Origin of the sequence: Azospirillum sp. B506 (assembly GCF_000333595.1) — a bacterium.
GTDB lineage: Bacteria > Pseudomonadota > Alphaproteobacteria > Azospirillales > Azospirillaceae > Azospirillum.
The window spans coordinates 1-15,615 of the sequence record NZ_BADK01000786.1; the positions used below are offsets into that span (position 1 = coordinate 1).

Below are 15,615 nucleotides of genomic sequence, written 5' to 3' on the forward strand. Positions count from 1 at the left end.
GGACCGACGCCGAACGGGAACAGCACCACGCACAGCACGAAGAACATGACGGCGATGGTGGCGTCCGATCCCTGGCGCAACGCCAGCCGCAGGTCACGCGCGACAAGGCGCAGGAAACGGCTCATGGCTCGGCCCCCTCTTCCTCATATCCGCCCTCGCCCGCTTCGTCGGCACCGTCTTCATCGTCGGCATAGGGGGCGAAGTCGTCCAGATGCAACTCCTCGCCTCCGGGGGTGGCGATGTCGGTGTGGGTGGACAGCACCACCATGCCGCCCTGGGCGCGGTGTTCGGCGATCAGCCCCTCGAACAGGGCGATGGCGGCGCGGTCGAGCGCCACGGTCGGCTCGTCCAGCAGCCACAGCGTCGCCGGTGCGGCGAGAAGCCGCGCCAGGTTGAGCCGGCGCTTCTGACCGGCCGACAGGTAGCGGCCCGGCACCCCGGCGATGTGCGGCACGCCCAGCCGGTCGAGCGCAGCGCGCGCGTTGGCGGCCGGGTCGGCGGCCCCGGCCAGCGCCGCCCAGAAGGCGAGATTCTCCGCCGCCGTCAGCACCGGCTTCACCGCGTCGAGATGGCCGACATACTGCACCCGCGCGCGGTGGGCATCGGGGTCGTCGGCGACCGACACGCCGTCCCAGCCCAGCGCCCCGTGCAGCGGCTTCAGCAGCCCGGCCATCACCCGCAGCAGGCTGGACTTGCCGCTGCCGTTGGGACCGAGCAGCACCAGCGCACCGCCGGGGGCGATGCGGAATTCCAGCCCGGTGAAGACCAGCCGGTCGCCACGCAGGCAGGTCAGCTCTGATCCGGCAAAGACGGGCATGGTGACGGGTCGCGCTTCCGGTTGAGGGAGGCGCTGCTATAGCACAGGGAGGCGGCAAAGCCGGAACGAGAATGCTGCCGCCATCGCCGCAGCGGTTCAAAAGGAAGGGACCGAAAGAAAAAGGCCACCGCGAGGGGGTTCTCGCGATGGCCTTGCGTCCGGCCGGGTCCGGCCGGTCGATACCTTGTGGAACGGCTTCGTTCGTCGCTGCGGCGGCGCTAGGGGGAACGCCGATGCGCGCGACCTCTGGGGCCGGTTGCTTGGATTATCGTGTAAGGGAAGAAAGTGGCAAAATTTGGATGGAGTTCGAGGAATTGGATGCCCGGCAATGACCGGCCGGTGACGTCGGAGCGCTGAGTTCCCATGCGCGCACCGCAGCGCCGGGTGCCGGGATTGGCAGGGCTAAAGGATGCGCGCTTGTTCTGAATCAACGCCTTGACCGCCGTCCTGACGCATCGTGGCGCCGTAACGCCCCGATCGAACGGGGACCGCCGCCTCCATCCGGGGCTCCTCCGGACCGCGGCGGCGACTGCCCCAATTGTGTTCAGGAAGCGAGTTGTCCCATGTCGGCCTTCGCAGACATCCTCCAGGCCACGCCGCCGATTGCGCGGGTGGTGCTCATGCTCGGCCTCGTGTCGGCGGCGGGCGTGGCGCTCGGCCACATCAAGATCCGCGGGGTCGGGCTCGGCATCGGCGGCGTGCTGTTCTCCGGCATCGCCGGCGGCCACATCGCCAAGCAGGCCGGCATCGCCTTCAACCCGGAGATGATGGACTTCATCCGTGACTTCGGCCTGATCCTGTTCGTCTACACCATCGGCATCCAGGTCGGCCCCGGTTTCTTCGCCGCGCTCCGCCGCACCGGGCTGGCCCTGAACGGGCTGGCGCTGCTGATGGTGGTGTCCAGCATCCTGCTGACCGCGGCACTGGTGTCATCGGGAGCGCTGTCGCTGGGCTCCTCGCTGGGGGTGTTCGCCGGCGCGGTGACCAACGCCCCGGCGCTCGCCGCCACCCAGCAGGTGCTGACGGAGGTCGGGGCCGACGCGGCGGTGATGGCCCTGCCCGGCCTGGCCTTCGCCGTCACCTACCCCTTCGGCATCGCCGGCAACCTGCTGGCGATGGCGGCCGTCCGCATCCTGTTCCGCATCGACCCGGAGGCCGAGGCCGCCCGCTTCGAGGAGTGCCGCCGCGCCGAGGTCTCGACGCTGGAGACCATGGATCTGGCGGTGCGCAATCCGGCGCTGGAGGGCAAGGCGATCGGCTCCATCGAGTTGCTGTGCGGACAGGGGGTGGTCGCCTCGCGCCTGCTGTGCGACGGCAGGCTCTGCGTCCCGCATGACGGGACCTGCCTGAAGCTGGGCGACGTGCTGCATGTGGTCGGGCCGCGGCCGAAGCTGGAGCAGGTCCGTGCATTGCTGGGGCAGGAGTTCGACCGGCCGCTGACCACCAAGGGCACCGACCTGAAATGGGAACGCATCGTCGTCACCAACAATGGGGTGCTCGGCAAGTCGATTGCCGCCCTGAACCTGCAGGACGCCTATGACGTGGTGGTCAGCCGCGTCAACCGGTCGGGCGTGGAGCTGGTGCCGACACCGGCGCTGAAGCTGCAGTTCGGCGACATCCTGACGGTGATCGCCCGGCCGGACAGCCTCGCCGCCGTCGGGCAGGTCTTCGGCAACGCCACCCGCAAGCTGCAGCAGGTGGAGATGATCCCGATGTTCCTGGGCATCGCGCTCGGCGCGGCGCTGGGCGCCATCCCGATCTTCCTGCCGGGGATGCCGGCGCCGCTGCGCCTGGGCCTTGCCGGCGGGCCGCTGATCGTCGCGCTGATCCTGGGCCGCGTCGGCCATGTCGGGCCGCTGGTCTGGTTCATGCCGCCGGCCGCCAACCTGGCGCTGCGCGAGATCGGCATCGTTCTGTTCCTGGCGGTGCTGGGCATCGCGTCCGGCGACCGCTTCGTCGCCACGCTGGCCAGCGGCGCCGGCTGGCCCTGGATGATGTGGGGGGTGCTGGTGACGCTGGTGCCGCTGCTGCTGACCGGGCTGGTCGCGCGCGGGCTGATGAGGCTGAATTTCCTCACCATCTGCGGCGTCCTGGCCGGAGCACAGACCAACCCGCCGGGGCTGGCCTATGCCAACGCGCTGGTCACGTCGGAGGCTCCGGCGCTGGCCTATGCCACCGTCTACCCGCTGGCGATGTGCCTGCGCATCCTGGGACCGCAGATTCTCGTACTATTGTTGTGGTAACGGAGCATTTTTGGACAGAAGCGACACAACGTGCGCGACGTGTGAAATCCGCGTTGCAGAACCCCGCCGCGCCGGTCTAGCCTATGCCGCATTGGTCAGACCATGACCAGCTCCCACAACCCAGCCGGTTTCCCCGCATGCACCGTCACCCGCCCGTCAGCGACTCCGCCCCCGCCGCCGTCGTCGTGGAGGATTTGCACAAGCGGTTCGGCGAGCTGGAGGTGCTGAAGGGCGTGTCGGTGACCGCCCACGAGGGCGACGTCATCACGCTGATCGGCTCGTCCGGCTCGGGCAAGAGCACGCTGCTGCGCTGCATCAACATGCTGGAGATCCCGGACGACGGCCGCGTGGTGATCGGTGGCGAGGCCATTGCGCTGAAGAAGGCGCGCAGCGGCGCCAGCATCCCGGCCGATGCCCGGCAGGTGGAGCGCATCCGCACCCGGCTCGGCATGGTGTTCCAGAGCTTCAACCTCTGGACCCACATGACCATCCTGCAGAACGTGATCGAGGCGCCGGTCCATGTGCTGGGCGTGCCGAAGGCGGAAGCCATCGACCGCGCCCGCATGCTGCTGGACAAGGTCGGCATCCTGGCCAAGGCCGACAGTTATCCGGTCCAGCTTTCGGGCGGGCAGCAGCAGCGCGCGGCCATCGCGCGCGCGCTCGCCATGCAGCCGAAGGTGATGCTGTTCGACGAGCCGACCTCGGCGCTGGACCCCGAGCTGGTCGGCGAGGTCCTGCGCGTCATCCGCCAGCTGGCGGACGAAGGCAACACGATGATCCTGGTGACGCACGAGATGGGCTTCGCCCGGGAAGTGGCGTCCAAGGTGGTTTTCCTGCACCAGGGGCGGATCGAGGAGGAGGGGTCACCCGACAAGGTGCTGACCAACCCCGACTCGGACCGGGTGCGGCAGTTCCTCTCGCGCCATCTGTCCGGCGCGGCGTGAGGGGACGAGGCAGAGGGCAGGACCGGACCGTCAGAAACAGCCCGGCCCCCAACAGGGGCCAAAGAACGGGCGAACCGAACAGAGGAGTGTGTTCCTTGAAGAAGATCGTTTCGGCCCTGGCGCTCGGCGCCATGATGGCCGTCGCCGCTGCCGGCGCCGCCGGTGCGAAGGAATGGAAGACGGTCCGTATCGCCAGCGAGGGCGCCTATCCTCCGTGGAACGCCACCGACACCTCGGGCAAGCTGACCGGCTTCGAGGTCGACCTCGGCAACGACCTGTGCAAGCGCATGAAGGTCACCTGCGAGTTCGTCGCCCAGGATTGGGACGGCATCATCCCGGCCCTGCAGCAGGGCAAGTATGACGCCATCATGTCGGCGATGACCATCACCGACGAGCGCAAGAAGGTCATCGACTTCTCGGTCCCCTACGGCACCGAGCCGTCGGTCTTCGCCGTGCTGACCGACTCGCCGCTGGCCAAGGCGCTGAACCTCGGCGCCGACCGCGTCGACCTGAACGACCAGGGCAAGGCCAAGGCGACGCTGGACAAGCTGGCCGCGGCGCTGAAGGGCAAGTCGGTTGGCGTCCAGGTGTCGACCATCCAGGCCGACTTCATGGACAAGCATCTGCCGAAGGTGACCATGCGCACCTACGACAAGATCGACAATGCCGGCATCGACCTGGCTTCGGGCCGCGTCGACGCCATGCTGGGCGACCGTTCGGTCGTCGAGGCGGTGGTGAAGGCAACGCCGGGCAAGATGGTCGTCGTCGGCCCGAACTTCATCGGCGGCGTGATCGGCGAAGGCATGGGCGTCGGCCTGCGCAAGGACAGCGCCGACCTGAAGGCGATGTTCGACAAGGCCATCGCCGAGGCGCTGAAGGACGGCACCGTCAAGAAGCTGAGCACCCAGCATTTCGGCTACGACATCTCGCCCACCAAGTAAGATGGCCAAGCAAGGCGGGCCTGCGTGCTCTCCTGTCTGATCGGTATGGCGCCCGGCGGCCTTCACGGCGACCGGGCGCCAGTCGTTCAGTAACCTCCGTTCGCTGACCCCCGTCCGGCCGGCGCTCCGCGCCGCGCCCGGCGGGCCTTACCGGGCGTGCCAATGCTGGAACTCCTTTCCTTCGGTCCCAACGGCTGGGGCGGACAGCTGCTGATGGGCACCGCGATGACCGTCGCGGTCGCCGTGTCGGCCTTCGCCTTCGGCATCCTCGTCGGATCGCTGGGCGCCTCGGCCAAGCTCAGCCACAGCATGACGCTGAACGTGGTGGCCGACGTCTACACCACCATCGTCCGCGGCATTCCCGAACTGCTGGTGATCTACCTGCTGTTCTTCGGCGGCAGCGGGGTCGCCACCGCCATCGCCTCCGCCTTCGGCTATGACGGGCGGATCGACCTGAACGCCTTCACCATTGGCGTGCTGGCGGTCGGGCTGATTTCCGGCGCCTATTCGACCGAGGTGATCCGCGGGGCCGTGCAGTCGGTCCCCTTCGGCCAGATCGAGGCGGCACGCGCCTGCGGGATGAGCCGCTGGCTGATCCTGCGCCGGGTGCTGGTGCCGCAGACGCTGCGCTTCGCCCTGCCCGGCCTCGGCAATGTCTGGCAGCTGACGCTGAAGGACACGGCGCTGGTGTCGGTGACGGCCTTGGCCGAACTGATGCGGGTGACCCATCTGGCGGCGGGCGCCACGCGCCAGCCCTTCCTGTTCTACAGCACCGCCGCCGTGCTGTACCTGATGCTGACCACCGTTTCGACGGCGCTGTTCAACCGCGCCGAAATCTCCGCCAATCGCGGCGTCCGGAGGGCCTGAGGCCATGAACTGGCAACTGATGTGGGACAGCCTGCCCCGCATGCTCGGCGGACTGTCGCTGACGCTGCAGCTGATCGTCGGCTCGCTGACGCTGGGGGCGCTGGTCGCCTTCGCCGTGGCGTTGCTGCGGCTGTCGGGAAACCGGGTGGTGGAGACGCTGGCCGCGGCCTATGTCTTCGTCTTCCGCGGCACGCCGCTGCTGGTGCAGATCTTCCTGGTCTATTACGGGCTGGGCCAGTTCGAGTTCATCCGCGACAGCATCCTGTGGCCCTTCCTGCGCGAGCCCTACTGGTGCGCCATCCTGGCGCTGACGCTGAACACCGGCGCCTATACCAGCGAGGTGCTGCGCGGCGCCATCCTGTCGGTTCCCTCGGGACAGGTCGAGGCGGCGCGGGCCTGCGGCATGTCACGGGCGCTCGCCTTCCGCCGCATCGTCCTGCCGGTGGCGATCCGCCAGATGCTGCCCGCCTACGGCAACGAGGTGATCTTGATGGTGAAGGCGACCTCGCTCGCCAGCACCATCACGCTGATGGAGGTCACCGGCATCGCCCGCCGGATGATCGCCCAGACCTTCGCGGTCTTCGAGCTGTTCATCGTCGCCGGGGCGATCTATCTGGTGCTGAACTTCATCGCCACCCGCCTGATCAAGTTCGCCGAATGGCGCCTGACCCCCTACCTGCGGGCGCGGGCATAAGTAAGGATAGCTCCCTCTCCCCTGCGACGGTTTCTCCTGTTTTCCCTGGAGAAAAGCGCAGGATGAGGGGATAGCGAAGCGACATTCCCCAGCTATCCTTACCTGGGATACAAAAACGCCGCGGCCCGTCTGACGACGGCCGCGGCGCATTCTTTTTACCACACTCTCTTCCCGGGACGGGAGAGGGCGTGCTTCCTCACTGCCCCAGCATCTCGAAGGACGGCGGGGCCGGGTCGACCACGCGCGAACCGGTGGGGGTGATCTCCATCACCGCAAGGCCGCGTTCGACCATGCCGTCGGTGCGCAGGCGGAACAGGCCGTCCAGCCCTTCGAAGCCGTTCGGGTTGGTCATCGCCATGCGGTCGAAGGGCACCGGACCGCCGGTGCGGATCAAGACAGCGGCAATCGAGGTCGCGTCATAGGCCAGCGTCGCGATGCGCGGCGGCTTGCGGCCATAGAGCTGCTCGAACTGCGACTCGAAGCGGGCACGGGTCTGCGGTGCCGGTGCGGCATAGAGCGCGCCGACCAGCGCCGGTTCCTGCCCCAGCGCGCCTTGCGACGTATCGTCCCACAGGCCGGTGCCCAGCAGCTTGACCTGCTGCGGCTGCACGCCGTTGGCTGCCAGCGCCTGGGCGATACCCTGAGCGCGCTGCCCGCCTTCGGCCAGCATCACCGCCTGCGGCTGCGGGGTCTCCTGCGCCACCTGCTTGGCCGGGACCGACAGGTCGGTGACCGCCGGGTCATAGCGCTCGACCTGGGTGGTCATGGCGCCCAGCTTCGGTGCGATCTGCTGCATGGCGTTCACCACCGCATCGCCATAGGGCGAGCGCGGCGCCAGCACGGTGAAGCGCGTCGCCCCGCGCGAACGGGCATAGCCGGCGACGCGGGTGACCTGATCGGCCGGGACGAAGCCCAGCACATAGGTGCCGTTGCCGGCCTGGGTGGCGTCGTTGGTGAAGGCCAGCACGTCGACGCCGGCATTCTGGGCGATCGGCCGCACCGCGGCGACATCGGCGGCGAACAGCGGGCCGACGATCAGGCGGGCGCCCTCGGCCAGCGCCTGGCGCGCCGCGTCGGCCGCCCCGTTCGGCGTGCCCTTGGTGTCGCGCGGCAGCAGCTGCAGCTGGTCGCCGGCCATGTCGAACAGCGCCATCTGCGCCGAGTCCAGCATGGCCTGCCCGATGGCGGCGCTCTGGCCGCTGAGCGGCACCAGGACGGCCACCTTGATCGGGCCCTGCGCTTCCGGCAGGGGAGCCACCGGGGCCGGAGCCGGTTGCGGCGCTTGTGCCACCCGCGGCGGCGCGCTTACAGTCGAACAGGCCGACAACAGGCCGGCGACCAGCAAGGCTGCCACGCCGTGACGTTTCAGACCCTGTGAGAAAGCTGTTGCCAAGCGTGCCACCAATTGTCTCCACATCTGCTGAAACGGCCGCCGATACCGAAGGCGAGACCCAAGGCATGGTCCCCGCCGAGCCGGCCGAAAGTGGCGCTCAAGGTAGCCCCCTCGCCGCGCCAAGTAAACTCGCGGCCGGCTTGCATGTGGTCGCCACCCCGATCGGGAACGCCGCCGACATCACCCTGCGGGCGCTCGACGCGCTGAAGCGGGCCGATGCCATCGCCTGCGAGGACACGCGCGTCACCGCCAAGCTGATGGGCATCCACGGCATCCACACCCCCTTCGTTTCCTATCACGAACACAACGCCGCAAAGATGCGTCCGATCCTGATCGAGCGCATGAAAAAGGGCGAGGCCATCGCACTGGTCACCGATGCCGGCACGCCGCTGGTCTCCGACCCCGGCTACAAGCTGGTGCGGGACTGCGTGGCGGAGGGGGTTGCGGTCACCACTCTGCCCGGCGCCTCCGCCCCGCTGGTGGCGCTGGTGCTGTCCGGCCTGCCGACCGACCGCTTCCTGTTCGCCGGCTTCCTGCCGAACAAGAGCAGCGCGCGCCGCGCCACCGCCGGCGAGCTGAAGGGCGTGCCGGCCACGCTGGTCTTCTTCGAATCGCCGCAGCGCCTGCCGGAGTCGCTGGCCGACCTCGCCGACATCCTGGGCCCGCGCGAGGCCGCCGTCGCCCGCGAACTGACCAAGCTGTACGAGGAGGTGCGGCGCGGCACCCTGCCCGAGCTGGCCACCCATTACGCCGAGGCCGGACCGCCGCGCGGCGAGGTCGTGCTGGTGATCGGTCCGCCGGGCGAGGAGGCGACGCCGGGCGAAGCCGACGTCGATGCCCTGCTGCGCGAGGCGCTGACCCGCCTGTCGGTGCGCGACGCCGCCGCCGACGTCGCCGCCCGCACCGGCCAGCACAAGCGCACCGTCTATGCCCGCGCGCTGGAACTGCAGCGGGAGGAGAAGACGAAATGACCGACCTGGATGCGCGGCGCCTGCGCGCCGAAAGCCTGGGCCGCCGGGCGGAGGCGCTGTGCCGCCTGTCGCTGCGGCTGCGCGGCTACCGCATCCTGGCCAGCCGTCTGCGCACGCCGATGGGCGAGATCGACATCGTGGCGAAGCGCGGCAAGACCATCGCCATCGTCGAGGTGAAGGCGCGCGGCGACTGGGACACCGCCAACGAGGCGCTGAATGCCCGCCAGCGCGGCCGGCTGGCCCGTGCCGCCCATGCCTTCCTCGGCGCCAACCCGCGCTATGCCGGCTATGTCTTGCGCTTCGACGTGATGCTGGTTACCCCTTGGGCCTGGCCACGCCATCTGGTCGATGCCTGGAGGGCGTGAGAGGGCCGTTATGAGAGGGCGACAGTCTTGAGCAACCGCGCGGAAGCCTGCGAAATCCTGCGCCGCATCGGCGACCAGCCGGACGACGAGATCGATCTGGCCGAAGCCGCCCTGGCGCTGGGCGCGCTGGAGCTGCCGACCGCCGACCTTGCCCCCTACCGCGCCCATATCCGGACCATCGTCGAGGATCTGGCCGCCCGTGTCGCGGCCCAGGATCCGGAGACCGACAGCCTGGAGACGCGCATCGCCCATCTGCATGCGGTGATCGGCGAGCGCCACGGCTATTCCGGCGACCACGATACCTATGACGACCTGCAGAACGCCAACCTGCTGCGGGTGGTCGACCGCCGGCGCGGCCTGCCGGTGGCTCTCGGTATCCTCTACATGCATGCTGCCCGCTCGCAGGGCTGGCCGATGGTCGGGCTGAACTTCCCCGGCCATTTCCTGGTCCGCATCGAGAAGGACGGCGCCCGCGCCATTCTCGACCCCTTCAACGAGGGGCAGACCCGCAGCGTCGTCGACCTGCGCGACCTGCTGAAGGCCACCGCCGGCAGTGCCGCCGAGCTGGAGCCCGGCCATTACCAGCCGGTGTCGAACCGCGACGTGCTGCTGCGCCTGCAGAACAACATCAAGCTGCGCCACCTGTCGGCGCACGAGGTGCCGAAGGCGCTGGAGGTACTGGAGGCGATGCGCCTGTTCGCCCCGCATGAACCGGCGCTGTGGCGCGAGACCGGCCTTCTGGAAGCCCATGCCGGCAACCTGAAGGACGCCATCGTCGCACTGGAGACCTTCATGGCGCTGACCGGTGACGACCATCACCGCCACCAGACCGCCTCCTTGATCCAGCAGTTGAAGAACCGCCTGAACTGACCCCCGTTGCAGAGGTCCGGAGACCCGTCATGAGCCTCGCCGTCGCCTTCCAGATGGACCCCATCGAGTCGATCAACATCGACACCGACTCCAGCTTCATGATGGCGCTGGAGGCGCAGAAGCGCGGCCATCGCCTGTACCATTACCACCCGCGCGACCTGATCCTGACCGGCAACCGCCTGACCGCCCGCGTGCGCGAGATGACGGTGGTGCGCCAGCGCGGCGCCCATTACACGCTGGGCGAACCGGTGCCGACCGATCTGTCGACCATGGACGTCATCCTGCTGCGGCAGGATCCGCCCTTCGACATGGCCTACATCACCTCCACCCATCTGCTGGAGCATGTGCAGCCCAAGGTTCTGGTGGTCAACGACCCGGCCGAGGTGCGCAACGCGCCGGAAAAGCTGTTCATCACCAAGTTCCCCGACCTGATGCCGCCGACGTTGATCACCAGCGACAAGCAGGCCATCCTGGAGTTCCGGGCCGAGCACAAGGACATCATCGTCAAGCCGCTGTTCGGCAATGGCGGTGCCGGCGTCTTCCACCTGAAGCCGGACGACGAGAATCTCGGCTCCCTGCTGGAAATGTTCACCCAGCTCTACCGCGAGCCGGTGATCGTGCAGAAGTACCTGCCGGAAATTCGTCAGGGCGACAAGCGCATCATCCTGGTCGACGGCGAGCCGGTGGGCGCGGTCAGCCGCATGCCGCTGGAGGGCGAGGCCCGCGCTAATTTCCATGCCGGCGGCAGCGCCAGGAAGACCGAACTGACCGCGCGCGAGCGCGAGATGTGCGCCGCCATCGGTCCGGTGCTGCGCGAGAAGGGCCTGGTCTTCGTCGGCATCGACGTGATCGGCGACTACATGACCGAGATCAACGTCACCTCCCCCACCGGCATCCAGGAGATCAACCGCCTGGACGGCGTGCAGCTGGAAGCCCTGCTGTGGGACGCCATCGAGCGCCGCCGCGCGGAAAAATGAGAACGCGCCGCCGCGCGGGCAAGTAAGGATACGCAGCCAAGCGGCAGCATGCCCAAAACCCGGCAGCACCAACCCTCAGGCGGGTTGGCGCTGCCGGGTGAAGGCGTCGCGGACATGACGGGCCAGTTCGGCCGCTGCCGGCGTCGGCGGCCGGTCCGGCAGATGCAGCGTGACGGCCAGGGACGGCAACTCCGGCAATCCGCAGTCGGCCGGGAGGATTTCCAGGTCGGCCGGCACGGTGAAGGCCAGCCAAGCCGACACCGCGAGATCCATCCGCACGGTGGCGAAGGTGGCGTCGAGACCGCCATTCTCGAACACCGTCCGCCAAGTCCGGCCTTGCCGTTGCAGGGCCGCCGTCACCGCCGGCTTGAAGATGCAACTGTCCACCACCAGCGACAGCGGCAACGGCTGCTTCGCATGGGCGGTGCCGCCCCTGGCACCCACCCAGACCAGCCGGTCGGCCATCAGATGCTCGCCCCGCGCCGTCGCCACCGGCTCCTCGACCACCGCGAGGTCGAGGTCTCCGCCGGCAAGCCGGTCGGCCAGTTCCGGCGACGATCCGCAGACCAGCGACAGCTCCACCTGTGGAAAGGCCTCGGCAAAGACCTTCAACACCGGGGAAATGCACGGTCCGATCAGGTCATAGGGCGCACCGATCCGCACCGGCCCATCCAGGATGCCGCCATTGATGCCGGCCCAGATCTCGTCGTTCAACGACAGCAGCTGCCGGACCTTGCCCAACAGCCGCTCGCCGGACGGTGTCAGGCGAAGATTGCGCCGGTCGCGAATGAACAGCGATCCACCGGTCAGCGCCTCCAGCCGGGCGATCTGCTGACTGACCGCCCCTTGCGTCAGGTTCAATGTCTGGCTTGCCGCTGTCATGCTGCGCAGATCGGCGGCGACGGCGAAGCTGCGCAGAAGCGCGATGTCGAGGTTGCGGACCATCGGTGCATTATGATTTTTAATGATTATCTCACCAGAATTAGTTTTCAGCTAGTCAAGGCGTGCGCGATCCTGTGACCGCGGCCCCGTCGGGCCGAAGAACAGGGAGAACGCGCATGAGTCCGTCCATCAACATCGAGGCAGCCCTGGCCGACCTCACCGAGCATTGGTCGCCCAAGGTGGTGGGGCGTGTGAACGACCAGTATGTGAAGGTCGCCAAGCTTCTCGGCCAGTTCGTCTGGCATAGGCACGACGACGAGGACGAGCTGTTCCAGGTCATCCGAGGCCGCCTGCGCATCCAGTTCGAGGATGGCAGCGAGACGATGCTGTCGCCCGGCGAGTTCTGCATCGTTCCCCGCGGGGTGATGCACAATCCGGTCGCCGACGAGGAATGCTGCGTCCTGCTGATCGAAACGGTCACGACGAAGCACACCGGCGATGTCGAGACCCCGATGACCCGGTCGATCGAGCAGCAGCTGGCCTGACGGGAATGGCCCCGGTCGAACGGCCCCGGTCGAACGGTCGCAGGCCCTCCGGCCGGCATGCGCCGTGCCTTGACCGGCGGACTTCGGGGGGCGATAACTGCCGCCTCCCAGAGTTTTCGAGCGAGACCACCCGTGAACCGCATTTTCTCCGGCATGCAGCCGACCCGGCAGCTTCACCTCGGCAACTATCTGGGGGCGCTGCGCAACTGGGTGGAGCTGCAGAACAGCTACGAGTGCATTTTCTGCGTCGTCGACCTGCACGCGCTGACCATCGACCAGGACCCGGAGGTCCTGCGCAACAACATCCGCGAGGTCGCCGCGGCCTACATTGCCGCCGGCATCGACCCGGACAAGAACATCCTGTTCAACCAGTCGGTCGTGCCGGGCCACGCCGAGCTGGGCTGGATCCTGTCCTGCCACACGCCGCTGGGCTGGCTGAACCGCATGACCCAGTTCAAGGAAAAGGCCGGCAAGCAGAAGGACATGGCCAATCTCGGCCTCTATGCCTACCCGACGCTGATGGCCGCCGACATCCTGCTCTACAAGGCCACCCATGTGCCGGTGGGCGAGGACCAGAAGCAGCATCTGGAACTGGCGCGCGACATTGCCGGCGCCTTCAACCGCCGTTACGAGACCGAGTTCTTCCCGCTGCCCGAGCCGCAGATCCTGGGCGAGGCGACGCGGGTGATGAGCCTGCGCGACGGCAAGAAGAAGATGTCGAAGTCGGACGAGTCCGAATATTCGCGCATCAACATGACCGACGACGCCGACACCATCGCCCAGAAGATCCGCAAGGCCAAGACCGACCCGGAGCCGCTGCCGGAAACCGTGACCGAGTTGGAGGCCCGTCCCGAGGCCGACAACCTCGTCACCATCTATGGCGCCCTGGCCAGCCAGTCGCGCGAACAGGTTCTGGCGCAGTTCGCCGGTGCCCAGTTCTCCGACTTCAAGAAGTCGCTGGTCGACCTGTCGGTGGACAAGCTGGCGCCGATCACCACCCGCATGAAGGAGCTGCTGGCCGACAAGGCGGAGATCGACCGGCTGCTGAAGACGGGCGGCGAGCGCGCCGCCGCGATTGCGGAAAAGAACCTGAACGACGTGAAGGACATCATCGGCCTGCTGCGGCCGTAAGGATGTCCTGCCCGTGACGGCCCCCATCCTGATCACCGGCTTCGCACCGTTCGGGACACCCCCGGACGGCGAAGCGGATCATCTCCCCGCAGAGCACTCCCCCGTCGACCATCCATGGGCCGCCGATCCGACCGCCCTGCTGATGGACCGGTTGGCGGCGGAGCCGGGGGTCGTCACCGCCACCCTCCCCCCTCTGTATGACGCCTGCGGCGAGGCTTTCGCCGACCTGCTGGCGGAACACCGGCCGCTGGCGGCGCTCGGCTTCGCCTATTGGGAAGCGAGCGACTACATCCGGCTGGAGCGGCTGGCCTGGAACCGCGACGAAAGCCCGCTGGCCGATGCGGCCGGGACGGTACGCGAGAACGCCGACATCGTGCCCGGCGGGCCGGCCGCTTACGGCAGCACCCTGCCGGTGCCGCGGGTGATGCGGGAACTGTCGATGGCCGGGCTGCCGGTGACCTTCGGCGATTTTTCCGGCGGCTTCCTCGGCAACCATCTGTTCTACCGGGCGCGGCACATCATCGAAAGCACGGGCCTGGACGTGCCGTATGGCTTCTTCCACATGCCGCCGCTGCCGGACCGGGCCGCCAGGCTGCGCCGTTACGGCGGCTTGAGTTTGGAGCGGCAGGAACTGGCGGTGCGCACGCTGGTGGGGATGCTGCGCAGGGCGCTGAACGGGATCGCCTGAGGCGGCGATCAGGCGGTTTTGACGGGACGGCGCTGGTCGGGCGGGTTCACGATGGCGCGCAGCGCGTCCAGGAACTCACGGCCCTTGTCGGTCAGGGTGACGATCTTGCGGCGGCGTTCGCGCGGGTCTTCCTGCGCCTGCACCAGATCGAGGCCGGCCTTGCCGAAGCTGTGCCAGCGGCTGAGCGCCGCGACGTTGCGCGACGCGGAGGATTGGGCGATGCCCAGGCGTTCCGCCAGTTCGCCGATGGAGATGCCTCCGCTCTGCGCGATGGTCATGAAACTCAGCGCATACTGGATGGGCAGATCGGGGTCGAGCTTGCGGAACGCCTCAAGCACCTGGACGACGGTAAGGACCTCGTCATGACGAACGCGGGCCGGCATTCAGCGGGTCTCCGCGGCGCCGCGCGCTATGCAGCGCGGGAGGGTGGTCCCCAACGGGCCGGTGTGTAGATGATGTTCAGGCGTCCAAGCCATAGGATGACTTCCCCGTTTTCACGCCTCAGGTCGAAAGACCCGGCCGGCGATGCCCAGCGGGCGTGTTCAACGAAGAGACGGTGACCGCAAAAACCCAGAAAGACACACATGGGATCCTCTCGATATCCGGAATTCACGTTCGAAGGCTGCGGGAAGAAGACGGGCCGGTTGGGCATGATTGGCGGCCATATGGGCGGCGGTGTTGGCCGGATCGCCGGATCGGCGAGTCCAGGCAGTGGCTACGATGGCTTTCATCGAAACTCTCCAGAGGTTGGGTGATGCCGGCGTGAGAGGCCGGCGGATCCGGTATCGCCGCTCAGCGATACGGTTGCAAGGTCAAAAATGTCCGCGCTTCCGATAGGTTCCGATTGCGGATGTGAAAAGGCGGAAGACGGCAGTCGAGTGGAGGCTCTTCGCCGTCCCCGGCCTCGCCATCCGTCAAACCGATGTCGCGCCGCAGGTGATCGCACAGTCGGCCCGGTCCGGAGGACGCTCCGGAATCGAGCCAGCGGCTCCGCAACGCCGTCCACAAGGTCGGCATGATCTGCTCCTCCATGAGAGAGGCTCCGCCGGTGGAGCCTCTGATATCGAAATAATTCCGTATGCGGATGTATTCCGTCAACCCGTTCTTCCGCAGCGGGCGTGGTCTTCGCTGCACGGCTGTTGCAATTCGGCACCGCTTTTTCGTCGTTTCGCCATTGGACAGGATGGCGCCGGGCGGCTCTGGACAAGCGGAGGTCGGTCGGTCAAACACAGAGCCGTTGCCCACAGCCATCTGTGGTACTTCGTCCATCGGTCCCTATCCATCAGT

General features: G+C 67.8%; 18 protein-coding genes. 12 read left to right on the forward strand and 6 right to left on the reverse strand.

Annotated features, from left to right (window positions below; translation table 11 throughout):
- On the reverse strand, positions 1-125 hold a 125-nt coding region (locus tag I71_RS24585; RefSeq protein ID WP_042699819.1), incomplete at its 3' end, for a heme exporter protein CcmB.
- The gene (gene ccmA, locus I71_RS24590; protein WP_042699822.1) at positions 122-817 is read right to left on the reverse strand and encodes a heme ABC exporter ATP-binding protein CcmA; all 696 of its coding nucleotides are present in this window, start codon (positions 815-817) and stop codon (positions 122-124) included. The genes I71_RS24585 and ccmA, both read right to left, overlap by 4 nt.
- Before the next feature lie 563 nt (positions 818-1,380).
- On the opposite strand from ccmA, the gene I71_RS24595 reads away from it, so the two are divergent.
- The 5 genes from I71_RS24595 to I71_RS24615 all read left to right on the forward strand — a co-directional run bounded on the left by I71_RS24595 (position 1,381) and on the right by I71_RS24615 (position 6,506).
- The gene (locus tag I71_RS24595) at positions 1,381-3,060 is read left to right on the forward strand and encodes a putative transporter (RefSeq protein WP_042699824.1); all 1,680 of its coding nucleotides are present in this window, start codon (positions 1,381-1,383) and stop codon (positions 3,058-3,060) included.
- Positions 3,061-3,197: 137 nt separating this feature from the next.
- Positions 3,198-4,004 carry an ABC transporter ATP-binding protein gene (locus I71_RS24600; RefSeq protein ID WP_042699829.1) on the forward strand — a complete coding sequence of 269 codons (807 nt, stop codon included), beginning with the start codon at positions 3,198-3,200 and terminating at the stop codon, positions 4,002-4,004.
- An 86-nt stretch (positions 4,005-4,090) separates the two neighbouring features.
- A complete protein-coding gene (locus I71_RS24605; RefSeq protein WP_244434030.1) occupies positions 4,091-4,945 on the forward strand; it encodes a lysine/arginine/ornithine ABC transporter substrate-binding protein in 855 nt (284 codons plus the stop codon).
- Positions 4,946-5,107: 162 nt separating this feature from the next.
- A complete protein-coding gene (locus tag I71_RS24610) occupies positions 5,108-5,812 on the forward strand; it encodes an ABC transporter permease (RefSeq protein WP_042699834.1) in 705 nt (234 codons plus the stop codon).
- A 4-nt stretch (positions 5,813-5,816) separates the two neighbouring features.
- Positions 5,817-6,506 carry an ABC transporter permease gene (locus I71_RS24615; RefSeq protein ID WP_042699838.1) on the forward strand — a complete coding sequence of 230 codons (690 nt, stop codon included), beginning with the start codon at positions 5,817-5,819 and terminating at the stop codon, positions 6,504-6,506.
- Positions 6,507-6,702: 196 nt separating this feature from the next.
- Here the strand turns inward: I71_RS24615 and I71_RS24620 are convergent, their stop codons facing one another.
- A complete protein-coding gene (locus I71_RS24620) occupies positions 6,703-7,860 on the reverse strand; it encodes a penicillin-binding protein activator (protein ID WP_244434031.1) in 1,158 nt (385 codons plus the stop codon).
- Positions 7,861-7,964: 104 nt separating this feature from the next.
- On the opposite strand from I71_RS24620, the gene rsmI reads away from it, so the two are divergent.
- Genes rsmI through gshB form a run of 4 tightly spaced genes read left to right on the forward strand, consistent with a single transcriptional unit; the run spans position 7,965 to position 11,082 of the window.
- On the forward strand, positions 7,965-8,870 hold the full coding sequence (rsmI, locus tag I71_RS24625; protein WP_244434032.1) for a 16S rRNA (cytidine(1402)-2'-O)-methyltransferase: 906 nt from the start codon (positions 7,965-7,967) through the stop codon (positions 8,868-8,870).
- Positions 8,867-9,235, forward strand: coding sequence for a YraN family protein (locus I71_RS24630; RefSeq protein ID WP_042699844.1), 369 nt, complete (start codon positions 8,867-8,869; stop codon positions 9,233-9,235). The genes rsmI and I71_RS24630 overlap by 4 nt, the downstream gene beginning before the upstream one ends.
- A gap of 27 nt (positions 9,236-9,262) precedes the next feature.
- Positions 9,263-10,105, forward strand: a complete 843-nt coding sequence (locus I71_RS24635; protein ID WP_042699849.1) for a SirB1 family protein — start codon at positions 9,263-9,265, stop codon at positions 10,103-10,105.
- 29 nt (positions 10,106-10,134) lie between these two features.
- Positions 10,135-11,082, forward strand: a complete 948-nt coding sequence (gene gshB, locus I71_RS24640; RefSeq protein ID WP_042699852.1) for a glutathione synthase — start codon at positions 10,135-10,137, stop codon at positions 11,080-11,082.
- Between the two features lie 75 nt (positions 11,083-11,157).
- Here gshB and I71_RS24645 read toward each other — a convergent pair whose 3' ends face one another.
- A complete protein-coding gene (locus I71_RS24645) occupies positions 11,158-12,027 on the reverse strand; it encodes a LysR family transcriptional regulator (protein ID WP_042699855.1) in 870 nt (289 codons plus the stop codon).
- A gap of 113 nt (positions 12,028-12,140) precedes the next feature.
- Between I71_RS24645 and I71_RS24650 the strand changes: the two genes are divergently transcribed.
- From I71_RS24650 to I71_RS24660, 3 genes are all read left to right on the forward strand, one after another.
- On the forward strand, positions 12,141-12,509 hold the full coding sequence (locus tag I71_RS24650) for a cupin domain-containing protein (protein WP_042699858.1): 369 nt from the start codon (positions 12,141-12,143) through the stop codon (positions 12,507-12,509).
- A 132-nt stretch (positions 12,510-12,641) separates the two neighbouring features.
- Positions 12,642-13,640 (forward strand): tryptophan--tRNA ligase, encoded by a 999-nt coding sequence (gene trpS, locus I71_RS24655; protein ID WP_042699861.1) that lies wholly within the window; start codon positions 12,642-12,644, stop codon positions 13,638-13,640.
- Between the two features lie 13 nt (positions 13,641-13,653).
- Positions 13,654-14,328 carry a pyrrolidone-carboxylate peptidase gene (locus tag I71_RS24660; RefSeq protein ID WP_083897383.1) on the forward strand — a complete coding sequence of 225 codons (675 nt, stop codon included), beginning with the start codon at positions 13,654-13,656 and terminating at the stop codon, positions 14,326-14,328.
- Between the two features lie 8 nt (positions 14,329-14,336).
- On the opposite strand, the gene I71_RS24665 is transcribed toward I71_RS24660, so the two are convergent.
- Together I71_RS24665 and I71_RS38490 are read right to left on the reverse strand one after the other, a co-directional pair.
- Positions 14,337-14,711 carry a MarR family winged helix-turn-helix transcriptional regulator gene (locus I71_RS24665; protein ID WP_042699866.1) on the reverse strand — a complete coding sequence of 125 codons (375 nt, stop codon included), beginning with the start codon at positions 14,709-14,711 and terminating at the stop codon, positions 14,337-14,339.
- A gap of 409 nt (positions 14,712-15,120) precedes the next feature.
- Positions 15,121-15,579: a hypothetical protein gene (locus tag I71_RS38490; protein ID WP_159107435.1), complete on the reverse strand. Its 459-nt coding sequence runs from the start codon at positions 15,577-15,579 to the stop codon at positions 15,121-15,123.
- Between the last annotated feature and the right edge of the window lie 36 nt (positions 15,580-15,615).

Bases quoted from the DNA above. Each gene is read 5' to 3' on its own strand.
- ccmA (WP_042699822.1), bottom strand. From the start codon at position 817: ATGCCCGTCTTTGCCGGATCAGAGCTGACCTGCCTGCGTGGCGACCGG.
- I71_RS24595 (WP_042699824.1), top strand. From the start codon at position 1,381: ATGTCGGCCTTCGCAGACATCCTCCAGGCCACGCCGCCGATTGCGCGG.
- I71_RS24600 (WP_042699829.1), top strand. From the start codon at position 3,198: ATGCACCGTCACCCGCCCGTCAGCGACTCCGCCCCCGCCGCCGTCGTC.
- I71_RS24610 (WP_042699834.1), top strand. From the start codon at position 5,108: ATGCTGGAACTCCTTTCCTTCGGTCCCAACGGCTGGGGCGGACAGCTG.
- I71_RS24615 (WP_042699838.1), top strand. From the start codon at position 5,817: ATGAACTGGCAACTGATGTGGGACAGCCTGCCCCGCATGCTCGGCGGA.
- rsmI (WP_244434032.1), top strand. From the start codon at position 7,965: ATGGTCCCCGCCGAGCCGGCCGAAAGTGGCGCTCAAGGTAGCCCCCTC.
- I71_RS24630 (WP_042699844.1), top strand. From the start codon at position 8,867: ATGACCGACCTGGATGCGCGGCGCCTGCGCGCCGAAAGCCTGGGCCGC.
- gshB (WP_042699852.1), top strand. From the start codon at position 10,135: ATGAGCCTCGCCGTCGCCTTCCAGATGGACCCCATCGAGTCGATCAAC.
- I71_RS24645 (WP_042699855.1), bottom strand. From the start codon at position 12,027: ATGGTCCGCAACCTCGACATCGCGCTTCTGCGCAGCTTCGCCGTCGCC.
- I71_RS24650 (WP_042699858.1), top strand. From the start codon at position 12,141: ATGAGTCCGTCCATCAACATCGAGGCAGCCCTGGCCGACCTCACCGAG.
- I71_RS24665 (WP_042699866.1), bottom strand. From the start codon at position 14,711: ATGCCGGCCCGCGTTCGTCATGACGAGGTCCTTACCGTCGTCCAGGTG.
- I71_RS38490 (WP_159107435.1), bottom strand. From the start codon at position 15,579: ATGGCTGTGGGCAACGGCTCTGTGTTTGACCGACCGACCTCCGCTTGT.